Origin of the sequence: Klebsiella sp. GW_Kp182, assembly GCF_040062275.1 — a bacterium.
Lineage (GTDB): Bacteria > Pseudomonadota > Gammaproteobacteria > Enterobacterales > Enterobacteriaceae > Klebsiella > Klebsiella michiganensis.
The window spans coordinates 1-9,686 of sequence record NZ_JBEAFQ010000068.1 but is presented as its reverse complement, the minus strand read 5'-3'; the positions used below and the strand labels follow the sequence as shown (position 1 = coordinate 9,686).

Genomic DNA, 9,686 nt, shown 5'->3' with positions numbered 1-9,686 from the left:
GCCGATTTCTATTACATATCTGGAGAGCTTATGAGCCGCTATCAGCATACTAAAGGGCAAATAAAAGATAACGCCCTTGAGGCACTACTTCATGACCCGTTATTCAGGCAGCGAATTGAGAAGAACAAGAAAGGGAAAGGTAGCTACCAAAGAAAAGAAAAACATGCGGGACAGAATGGTCGGGAGGCCAGTGGCAAGAAAGTAAATGACTTTTTTACCACTGGCCTTCTGCTTTTAAGGCTTCTTAAGAACGATTGTTTTGTTCTTTCAGCAGGTCACGAATTTCGCTAAGCAGGACTTCTTCTTTGGTTGGCGCCGGTGGTGCTGCCGGGGCCTCTTCCTTTTTCCTGTTCAGTTTATTCATCAGTTTGATTGCCATAAAAATAGCAAACGCCACGATAATAAAATCGAACACGTTCTGAATGAATACGCCGTAATGCATGACGACCGCCGGGATGTCGCCCTGGGCATCCCGTAGCGTCACGGCAAACTGTTTAAAGTCGATTCCGCCAATGAGTAAGCCTAGCGGCGGCATAATAATATCGGCAACTAACGACGATACGATTTTACCAAATGCTGCACCAATGATGACACCGACTGCCAAATCAACCACATTCCCGCGCATCGCAAATTCGCGAAATTCTTTTAAAAAACTCATTTTATTCTCCTTGAGCCAGCTGACACTGATAAGTTTAACAAATGTATTACTATTTTCCATTACCACGAAATAATTGCAGAAAAATATTATCCTTTGATATATAAGGGATAAAAGAAAGGCGTCTTGTCGACGCCTGCGAACTACAAAAAGAAAGGACTTGGCTGGAATAGTCTTTCGACGTCAGAGATGAATTTTTTGTCAGTCAGGAACATAACGACATGATCCCCTTGCTCAATACGCAGATTGTTATTCGCTATCATGACATCATTACCGCGTACAACGGCGCCAATAATTGTTCCGGGGGGAAGCTTAATCTCATCAATAGCGCGTCCAACCACCCGCGAAGTACTTTCATCTCCGTGCGCGACAGCTTCAATAGCCTCTGCGACACCTCGGCGTAGGGAGGAAACGCCGACAATATCGGCTTTACGCACATGGCTGAGCAGTGCAGAGATGGTTGCCTGCTGCGGTGATATTGCAATGTCGATCACGCTCCCCTGGACAAGATCGACGTAGGCACGACGCTGGATCAGCACCATCACCTTTTTGGCCCCCATGCGCTTTGCGAGCATGGCAGACATAATATTGGCTTCATCATCGTTGGTGACGGCAATGAAAAGATCAACTTGATCGATATGTTCCTCAGCCAGCAATTCTTGATCTGAAGCATCGCCGTAGAAGACGATCGTATTTTGCAGCTTCTCTGCAAGCTCTGCGGCACGCTGTTGATTACGTTCAATCAGTTTGACGCTGTAATCTTTCTCCAGCTTATGGGCGAGCCCGGCGCCAATGTTTCCGCCGCCAACCAGCATGATGCGCTTATACGGCTTTTCGAGGCGCTGAAGTTCGCTCATGACGGCGCGAATATGCTGCGAAGCGGCGATGAAAAACACTTCATCACCGGCTTCAACAATGGTTGAACCTTGTGGCCTGATGGGGCGATCGTGGCGGAAGATAGCGGCTACGCGTGTGTCAATATGCGGCATATGTTCGCGCATAGTTGAAAGTGCGTTTCCCACTAAAGGACCGCCATAATAGGCTTTAACGACTGCCAGGCTTACTTTTCCTTCGGCAAAATTGACAACCTGCAGCGCGCCTGGATACTCAATCAGGCGGTGAATGCTGTCAATGACCAGCTGCTCTGGCGCGATGAGGTGGTCAATAGGAACCGCTTCTGAGTGGAAAAGTTTATCGGCATCACGCACATAATCCGGGGAGCGGATGCGAGCAATACGATTTGGGGTATTAAACAGCGAATAGGCGACCTGGCAGGCCACCATATTCGTTTCATCTGAGCTGGTCACTGCGACCAGCATGTCGGCGTCATCCGCACCCGCCTCACGCAGCACGCGTGGATGCGAGCCGTGGCCCTGAACCACTCTGAGATCAAATTTGTCCTGAAGACTGCGAAGGCGGTCGCCATTCGTGTCTACCAGCGTAATATCGTTGTTCTCTCCGACAAGGTTTTCTGCCAGAGTTCCACCGACCTGCCCTGCGCCCAATATGATAATTTTCATCAGTCGCGACTCGTTATCTCATTACTTTTTGATTAGCTTAGCGTAAAAGAAGCCGTCACCTTCTTCAGCACCTGGCAAATTTTGCTGGCCCGGCAAATCTGCGCTGCCGGTTTCGCTGAGAACCGCATCCGCAGTACGCTGCAGGAAGGCTTTAATTTGCTGGCTGTTCTCTTCCGGCAATACCGAACACGTTGCGTAAACCAGAGTCCCACCAGTTTTCAAATGCGGCCATACGGCATCCAGAATTTCAGACTGCAGCTGGGCCAGTTCCGCGATATCACGATCCCGGCGCAGCCACTTGATATCCGGATGACGGCGAATGACGCCGGTGGCGGAACAAGGGGCGTCCAGCAGAATACGATCGAACTGCTGCTCTCCACACCATTGGGCTGGATAACGGCCATCACCTTGTTTAACGGTGGCCTTCATGCCCAGACGCTTCAGGTTGTCATAGACGCGGGAGAGTCGCTGCTCATCAACATCGACGGCCAGCACCTGTGCTTCGGGCGCCGCTTCGAGAATATGCGTGGTTTTACCCCCCGGTGCCGCGCACAGATCCAGAATTTGCTCGCCGTTTTTTGGATCAAGAAATGTGATGCAGCCCTGAGCGGAGGCATCCTGAACGGTAACCCAACCCTCTTCAAACCCCGGCAATGCGTGGACCGGCACCGGTGTTTCCATGCGCACAGCGTCAGGGTAAGCAGGATGAGTAAAACCTTTCATTCCCGCCTCTTCCAGCAGTGCCAGCCAGCTATCGCGCGGATGGTGGACACGGTTTACGCGCAACCACATTGGCGGGCGCTGGTTGTTCGCTTCCACGATCGCTTCCCACTGTGCTGGATAGGCTTTCTGCAGACGTTTCAACAACCAGGACGGATGTAAAAAGCGAATTTCGCTACGAGAAAATTCAGATAACAGTTCTTCCTGCTGGCGCTGAAACTGGCGCAATACGCCGTTAATCAACCCTTTGAGCTGCGGGCGCTTAATCGCTACTGCGCCTTCAACCGTTTCCGCCAATGCAGCATGAGGAGGAATCCGTGTGTACAGCAGTTGGTAAATGCCGACCATAATGAGGTAGTGCACAACACGCTGTTTACCCGTCATCGGCCGGGACATGAGCTTGCCGATCAGCCAATCTAACTGGGAAAGGGTACGTAGCACGCCAAAGCAGAGTTCCTGAAGCAGCGCTTTGTCTTTATCGGATACTTTTTGTTGCAGCGGGGGCAGAACGTTGCTCAGGGATTGCCCTTTTTCGAGAACCTGTTCAACGGCCTGCGCTGCCAGGCTGCGTAAATTGAGTTGTTTTTTCATAAGCACAAAATAAAAATGCCCGGCAACACCGGGCGTATTAAGAAGGGCGCGTCAGACCAGACGGTTGCCAGGAGCGAACCATTCCCGCCGCGAATTTAATAGATCCTGAGCACTCATTGCTTTTTTCCCGGCAGGCTGTAGCGAGAGTAAATTCAGCACGCCGTCGCTGGTCGCCACCTGAATCCCCTGTTTTGTCGCTTCAATGATGGTCCCCGGTTCGGCTGTAGTGGTCACATCGATAACCGACGCCTGCCAGACTTTTACCGGCTGGCCATCAATTTCTATCCAGCTCATTGGCCACGGGTTAAAGGCGCGAATGCAGCGTTCTAACTGAGCGGCTGGAAGAGACCAGTCGATACGCGCTTCTTCTTTGCTGAGTTTTTGCGCATGGGTAACCAGCGCTTCATCCTGTGCAACCGGTTTCGCGGTACCTGCAGCAAGCTGCTTGAGGGTTTCGATCAGCCCCTGCGGCCCCAGGTTAGCCAGCTTGTCGTACAGCGTTCCGCTGGTGTCTTCGGCCGTGATTGGGCACGCAAGTTTATAGAGCATATCACCCGTATCGAGACCGACATCCATCTGCATGATGGTGACACCGGTCTCGGTATCGCCAGCCCACAGCGAACGCTGAATGGGCGCCGCGCCGCGCCAGCGCGGAAGCAACGAACCGTGAACGTTAATGCAGCCCAGGCGCGGCATATCCAGCACGGCTTTTGGTAGAAGGAGCCCATAGGCTACGACGACCATGACGTCTGCACGCAGATCGGAGACGAGCTGCTGATTTTCCTGCGGACGTAGTGAAGCTGGCTGGAATACCGGTATGCCTTTTTCTTCAGCAAGAACTTTCACCGGGCTGGGCATGAGTTTTTTACCACGACCTGCCGGACGGTCCGGTTGGGTGAAGACGCCAACAACGTTGTGTCCAGAGGACAGAAGCGCGTCGAGATGACGTGCTGCAAAGTCAGGGGTGCCGGCAAAAATAATACGTAGTGAGTCTGACACGTTTATTCTCGTCCTTAAGCTCGAGCATTCAGGCGGTCAAGTTTCTCAACTTTTTGACGAATGCGTTGTTGCTTGAGCGGTGACAGGTAATCGATGAACAGCTTACCGACGAGGTGATCCATCTCGTGCTGAATGCAGATGGCCAGCAGACCGTCGGCTTCAAGCTCAAAAGGTTTGCCTTCGCGATCGAGCGCGCGGATTTTCACTTTTTCTGCACGCGGCACTAAAGCACGCTGTTCAGGAATAGAGAGGCAGCCCTCTTCAATGCCTGTTTCTCCGCTTTTTTCCAGCAGCTCAGGGTTAATTAATACCAGCTGCTCTTCACGATTTTCTGATACATCAATAACAATAATACGCTGGTGAATATCCACCTGCGTTGCGGCCAGACCGATACCTTCTTCAGCATACATCGTCTCGAACATATCATCGACGATACGCTGAATTTCTGCATTTACTTCTTCTACCGGCTTTGCGACTTTGCGAAGGCGCTCGTCCGGAATATGTAACACTTGCAAAACTGACATAGTTATCCAGAGTTGTGTTCAGGAGTTGGAAAGATTATTACCTCTATTCTAGACAAAACCCCCTGCAATTGACAGTCTCGCTGTCCAATCGCAAAGATTGTTAAAGTCGCTTGTGGCAGGGGGATAGGGATGACGCCCAGGGAAATTTGGTTACGTTTGATGAGGGTGAGCAGCCTGTATGGCGAGAGTGCTATCAGTGCCGCCCGTCAGCTATGTGCATCTGCGACGTTAGGTCGAGAAGATTTGCGAGCCTGTGGCTTGAGTCTGGCGCAATCGAAGCATTTCCTCAGCGTTAACCAATGCGAGATAGATGCCACGCTGCAATGGCTGGAGCGACCAAATTGCTATCTACTGACTGCCGAAGATCCGCTTTACCCACCCCAGCTGCGGGCGATTGTCGACTTTCCTTGCGCTCTTTTAGTATGTGGAGACCCTGCGCTACTGAGCAGCCGGCAGCTGTCCGTCATTGGGAGCCGGGCGCATTCATGGTATGGCGCTCGTTGGGGGAAACTCTTTAGCGAAGCTTTAGCACGTTATGGTATTACGATCACGAGCGGCCTGGCCCTTGGCATTGATGGAATTGCTCATCGTGGTGCGCTGGAAGGGAAAGGTAGAACGGTTGCTGTTTTAGGGAATGGCTTAAGAGAGATCTATCCTCGCCGTCATCAGGCGTTAGCGGAGCAGATTACTAACAGCTGCGGCGCCATCATTTCGGAGTTTCCGCTGTTTACCCCGCCCCTGCCGGGCAATTTTCCTCGCCGTAACCGGATTATCAGTGGGCTAAGTGCCGGCGTGTTGGTTATTGAGGCGGCCCTGAAAAGCGGCTCATTAGTGACGGTTCGTTATGCTCTGGAGCAGGGAAGGGATGTGTTTGCCCTGCCTGGGCCGATTGGCAGCCCGGGTTCAGAAGGTCCCCACTGGCTTATCAAGCAGGGCGCGATTCCCGTGACAGCCCCGGAAGACATCGTCGAATACTGGCGGGATGAGCTGCCATATGTTCTTCCTGAACCAGATGACGCAAATAATTGCGGTAATCGGCCTTCTGTAGCATTGCCATTTCCAGAGCTCCTGGCTAACGTAGGAGATGAGGTAACACCTGTTGACGTTGTCGCTGAACGTGCCGGCCAATCTGTGCCAGTAACCGTAGCCCAGCTACTAGAACTGGAGTTAGCAGGCTGGATCGCAGCTGTACCCGGCGGCTATGTCCGATTAAGGAGGGCAAGCCATGTTCGACGTACTGATGTATCTGTTTGAAACTTACATCCATAACGAAGCAGAAATGCGCGTGGATCAGGACAAGCTGACTCGGGATCTGACCGATGCCGGTTTTGAACGAGAAGATATCTATAACGCCCTGATGTGGCTGGAGAAACTGGCTGATTACCAGGAGGGGCTTGTTGCGCCAATGCAGCTTGCTTCTGACCCACTCTCGTTACGAGTCTACACCGACGACGAGTGCCAGCGTCTTGATGCAAGCTGCCGGGGATTCTTATTATTCCTTGAGCAAATTCAGGTGTTGAACCTCGAAACACGGGAAATGGTGATTGAGCGTGTACTGGCGCTGGATACGGCAGAGTTCGATCTGGAAGATCTCAAATGGGTGATCCTGATGGTGCTGTTTAATATTCCCGGTTGCGAAAATGCCTACCAGCAAATGGAAGAATTACTCTTTGAAGTAAATGAAGGTATGCTGCACTAACTTTTTTGCTGCGACATTAGAATTGTTATGACCAAAACAGCGCTGTTCTCGGTGCGTAAAAACGAACCCTGCCCGCAGTGTGGGGCTGAACTGGTAATACGCTCCGGGAAACACGGGCCTTTTCTCGGCTGCTCGCATTATCCTGACTGTGACTATGTCCGGCCCCTGAAAAATCAGGCGGACGGACATATTGTCAAAGTTCTGGAGGGGCAAACGTGCCCGTCTTGCGGCGCAGTGCTGGTACTACGCCAGGGGCGTTTTGGTATGTTTATCGGTTGTAGCAGCTATCCAGATTGCGAACATACTGAACTTATCGATAAGCCGGATGAAACCGCAATTGCCTGCCCACAGTGCGGGCAAGGGCATTTGGTTCAGCGCCGCTCACGTTTTGGAAAAAACTTCCATTCCTGCGATCGTTACCCCGATTGCCAGTTCGTCATAAACTTCAGGCCAGTGGCGGGCGAGTGTCCAGAGTGTCATTACCCGTTGCTAATCGAAAAGAAAACGGCGCAGGGCGTTAAACGCTTCTGTGCCAGCAAACAATGTGGAAAGCCGATACCGGCGGAATAAATCTGTGAATAATAACCTGCCCTCAGAAGCCATCGTACGTGCTGTGGCGCTTCTGAATAATGAACATGTCATCGCCTATCCAACAGAAGCCGTTTTTGGCGTCGGTTGCGATCCCGATAGCGAAAAGGCCGTCATGAGCCTGCTTGCACTTAAACAGCGTCCCGTTGAAAAGGGGCTGATCCTGATTGCGGCGAACTTCGAGCAACTCAAACCCTATATTGACGATACGCAACTTAGCGATGAGCAGCTGGAGACGATTTTTTCTTGCTGGCCAGGGCCTGTGACATTTGTCTTCCCCGCTTGCGCTTCAACGCCGCGTTGGTTGACGGGGCGCTTCAATTCACTGGCTGTGCGAGTCACGGATCATCCGCTGGTGGTCGAACTGTGTAATGCTTACGGAAAACCGCTGGTTTCAACCAGCGCAAATTTGTCTGGCCAGCCTCCTTGCCGCACGACGGCAGAAGTTTATGCGCAGTTTGGCGCTGATTTCCCGGTCGTTGACGGGGCTACGGGAGGGCGTCAAAACCCATCTGAAATACGTGATGCCTTGACGGGCGAACTCTTCCGCCAGGGGTAACTCATGGAAACTTATGCCGTCTTCGGACACCCTATTGCCCATAGCAAGTCGCCATCTATTCATCGGCTTTTTGCTCAGCAGTTGCAAATTACGCATCCCTATGGCCGTATCCTGGCTCCGCTCGATGATTTCGTTACGACTCTCGATACCTTCTTTAATGAAGGCGGTAAGGGAGCGAACGTCACCGTGCCTTTTAAAGAAGAGGCCTTCGCGCGAGCAGATGAGCTAACCGAACGCGCAGCGCTGGCCGGTGCGGTCAATACGCTTAAACGGTTGGAGGATGGCCGCCTGCTGGGGGACAATACCGATGGTATTGGACTACTGAGCGATCTGGAACGGCTGGGTTTTATTAAACCAGGATTCCGGGTATTGCTTATTGGCGCAGGTGGGGCTTCACGCGGCGTTTTGCTTCCTCTCCTGTCGCTGGATTGTGCCGTGACTATTGTTAATCGTACCTATTCTCGCGCCCATGAACTGGCTACGCTTTTTGCTCATACCGGCAGCGTCCGCGCTTTGGATATAGAAGCATTAGGCGGTCAGGAATTTGATCTCATTATTAATGCGACATCCAGCGGTATTGACGGCGGTGTTCCCGCGATCCCTGTTACCTTAATAAATCCCCATGTCTGTTGTTATGACATGTTTTACCAGAAAGGTAGTACGCCATTTTTATCCTTATGCCAGCAACACGGTGCGACAAAATGCGCTGATGGGTTGGGAATGCTGGTGGCGCAGGCTGCTCATGCGGTGCTGTTGTGGCACGGCGTTCTGCCAGAAATTACGCCAGTCATTGCGGCTTTGCAGAAGGAACTGAATGCATGAACCAGGCAATTCAGTTTCCAGACAGAGAGGTATGGGATGAAGCGCGTCAATGTATCGCTTTTCCTGCATTAGTTAACGGCATGCAGCTTACCTGCGCCTTAACGCTAACGGTGCTCAAGAAGCGTTTTGGCGGTGAAGAGCCGGCGCAATGGCTGGCCGCTTTTCGTGAACATCGCTGGGATCTGGAAGATGAAGCCCAGGATCTCATTCTCGACCAGCAAGAAGATGCTCAAGGTTGGATCTGGTTTTCCTGAGCCAGGTAATCACCTTTCCACTTTACATAGTTGTTCGCTGAATATTGTAGCCCGGCAATTTCCGCCTCTGTCAGGGGGCGTATCTGTTTTACCGGGTTACCAAAGTAAAGATAGCCACTCTTGAGACGTTTGTTCTGAGGCACCAGACTGCCAGCCCCAATCATTATATCGTCTTCAACAATCACGCCATCCAACAAAATCGAACCCATACCGACCAGGACCCGGTTACCAATAGTGCAGCCGTGTAGCATCACCTTATGACCGACGGTAACATCATCGCCAATGATAAGTGGATTGCCGTGTGGATTAGATGAAGACTTATGCGTGACATGTAAGACGCTGCCGTCCTGAATGTTAGTGCGGGCGCCTATTTCCACATAGTTCACATCACCGCGAATGGCGACCAGAGGCCAGATACTGACATCGTCAGCTATTCTGACATCGCCGATCACCACGCTGCTGCTGTCGATCATCACGCGTAGGCCCGTTTTAGGGAATAAATCTTTATAACGACGCAAGCTGGTGGTCATGGTTACCTCAATAAAAGAAGGGAGTGCAGAGACTTTGGTTGCTTTTCTGGCCGTCTGCAACCCCTTATTGTGGTAAAAATTGAGCGAATTGAGCAAGAACGCCGCGAAGCGGCTGAAAAACCATCATTTGGAAAAAAAGATCGAAAAAAGGCTTGTGCAAAAAAATGGGATCCCTATAATGCGCTCCCACTGACACGGCAGATGTGAATCACTTCACAAACAACC

At 51.6% G+C, this 9,686-nt stretch carries 13 protein-coding genes; 7 read left to right on the top strand and 6 right to left on the bottom strand.

Features of this window, described 5'->3' with window-relative positions; translation table 11 throughout:
* Nucleotides 1–30 precede the first annotated feature (30 nt).
* A complete protein-coding gene (locus ABLU88_RS26075; protein ID WP_072057189.1) occupies nt 31–291 on the top strand; it encodes an alternative ribosome-rescue factor A in 261 nt (86 codons plus the stop codon).
* On the opposite strand, the gene mscL is transcribed toward ABLU88_RS26075, so the two are convergent.
* The 5 genes from mscL to def form a co-directional block, all read right to left on the bottom strand.
* Nucleotides 245–658, bottom strand: coding sequence for a large-conductance mechanosensitive channel protein MscL (mscL, locus tag ABLU88_RS26070; protein WP_004106310.1), 414 nt, complete (start codon nt 656–658; stop codon nt 245–247). The genes ABLU88_RS26075 and mscL overlap by 47 nt on opposite strands.
* A 140-nt stretch (nt 659–798) precedes the next feature.
* A complete protein-coding gene (trkA, locus tag ABLU88_RS26065; RefSeq protein ID WP_004125888.1) occupies nt 799–2,175 on the bottom strand; it encodes a Trk system potassium transporter TrkA in 1,377 nt (458 codons plus the stop codon).
* Nucleotides 2,176–2,196: 21 nt separating this feature from the next.
* Nucleotides 2,197–3,486 carry a 16S rRNA (cytosine(967)-C(5))-methyltransferase RsmB gene (gene rsmB, locus ABLU88_RS26060; RefSeq protein ID WP_032751524.1) on the bottom strand — a complete coding sequence of 430 codons (1,290 nt, stop codon included), beginning with the start codon at nt 3,484–3,486 and terminating at the stop codon, nt 2,197–2,199.
* 51 nt (nt 3,487–3,537) lie between these two features.
* Nucleotides 3,538–4,485 carry a methionyl-tRNA formyltransferase gene (gene fmt / locus ABLU88_RS26055; RefSeq protein WP_048263815.1) on the bottom strand — a complete coding sequence of 316 codons (948 nt, stop codon included), beginning with the start codon at nt 4,483–4,485 and terminating at the stop codon, nt 3,538–3,540.
* A gap of 14 nt (nt 4,486–4,499) precedes the next feature.
* On the bottom strand, nt 4,500–5,009 hold the full coding sequence (gene def, locus ABLU88_RS26050) for a peptide deformylase (RefSeq protein WP_004854751.1): 510 nt from the start codon (nt 5,007–5,009) through the stop codon (nt 4,500–4,502).
* Between the two features lie 129 nt (nt 5,010–5,138).
* On the opposite strand from def, the gene dprA reads away from it, so the two are divergent.
* From dprA to ABLU88_RS26020, 6 genes are read left to right on the top strand one after another with little or no spacing between them, the layout of a single operon-like run.
* Nucleotides 5,139–6,263: a DNA-protecting protein DprA gene (gene dprA / locus ABLU88_RS26045; protein ID WP_116281060.1), complete on the top strand. Its 1,125-nt coding sequence runs from the start codon at nt 5,139–5,141 to the stop codon at nt 6,261–6,263.
* A complete protein-coding gene (gene smg, locus ABLU88_RS26040; protein ID WP_014227030.1) occupies nt 6,235–6,708 on the top strand; it encodes a DUF494 family protein Smg in 474 nt (157 codons plus the stop codon). The genes dprA and smg overlap by 29 nt, the downstream gene beginning before the upstream one ends.
* A gap of 27 nt (nt 6,709–6,735) precedes the next feature.
* Nucleotides 6,736–7,278, top strand: a complete 543-nt coding sequence (locus ABLU88_RS26035; protein WP_014227029.1) for a type I DNA topoisomerase — start codon at nt 6,736–6,738, stop codon at nt 7,276–7,278.
* A 4-nt stretch (nt 7,279–7,282) separates the two neighbouring features.
* Nucleotides 7,283–7,855, top strand: coding sequence for an L-threonylcarbamoyladenylate synthase type 1 TsaC (tsaC, locus tag ABLU88_RS26030; protein WP_004854739.1), 573 nt, complete (start codon nt 7,283–7,285; stop codon nt 7,853–7,855).
* 3 nt (nt 7,856–7,858) lie between these two features.
* Nucleotides 7,859–8,677, top strand: a complete 819-nt coding sequence (gene aroE / locus ABLU88_RS26025) for a shikimate dehydrogenase (protein WP_014227028.1) — start codon at nt 7,859–7,861, stop codon at nt 8,675–8,677.
* The gene (locus tag ABLU88_RS26020) at nt 8,674–8,931 is read left to right on the top strand and encodes a DUF1488 domain-containing protein (protein ID WP_014227027.1); all 258 of its coding nucleotides are present in this window, start codon (nt 8,674–8,676) and stop codon (nt 8,929–8,931) included. The genes aroE and ABLU88_RS26020 overlap by 4 nt, the downstream gene beginning before the upstream one ends.
* Here the strand turns inward: ABLU88_RS26020 and ABLU88_RS26015 are convergent.
* Nucleotides 8,907–9,461 (bottom strand): gamma carbonic anhydrase family protein, encoded by a 555-nt coding sequence (locus ABLU88_RS26015; RefSeq protein ID WP_014839658.1) that lies wholly within the window; start codon nt 9,459–9,461, stop codon nt 8,907–8,909. The two genes, ABLU88_RS26020 and ABLU88_RS26015, sit on opposite strands and share 25 nt — an antisense overlap.
* Nucleotides 9,462–9,686 lie beyond the last annotated feature (225 nt).

Coding starts and splice junctions, on each gene's coding strand:
- ABLU88_RS26075 (WP_072057189.1), top strand. CDS start 31: ATGAGCCGCTATCAGCATACTAAAGGGCAAATAAAAGATAACGCCCTT.
- mscL (WP_004106310.1), bottom strand. CDS start 658: ATGAGTTTTTTAAAAGAATTTCGCGAATTTGCGATGCGCGGGAATGTG.
- trkA (WP_004125888.1), bottom strand. CDS start 2,175: ATGAAAATTATCATATTGGGCGCAGGGCAGGTCGGTGGAACTCTGGCA.
- rsmB (WP_032751524.1), bottom strand. CDS start 3,486: ATGAAAAAACAACTCAATTTACGCAGCCTGGCAGCGCAGGCCGTTGAA.
- def (WP_004854751.1), bottom strand. CDS start 5,009: ATGTCAGTTTTGCAAGTGTTACATATTCCGGACGAGCGCCTTCGCAAA.
- dprA (WP_116281060.1), top strand. CDS start 5,139: ATGACGCCCAGGGAAATTTGGTTACGTTTGATGAGGGTGAGCAGCCTG.
- smg (WP_014227030.1), top strand. CDS start 6,235: ATGTTCGACGTACTGATGTATCTGTTTGAAACTTACATCCATAACGAA.
- ABLU88_RS26035 (WP_014227029.1), top strand. CDS start 6,736: ATGACCAAAACAGCGCTGTTCTCGGTGCGTAAAAACGAACCCTGCCCG.
- aroE (WP_014227028.1), top strand. CDS start 7,859: ATGGAAACTTATGCCGTCTTCGGACACCCTATTGCCCATAGCAAGTCG.
- ABLU88_RS26020 (WP_014227027.1), top strand. CDS start 8,674: ATGAACCAGGCAATTCAGTTTCCAGACAGAGAGGTATGGGATGAAGCG.
- ABLU88_RS26015 (WP_014839658.1), bottom strand. CDS start 9,461: ATGACCACCAGCTTGCGTCGTTATAAAGATTTATTCCCTAAAACGGGC.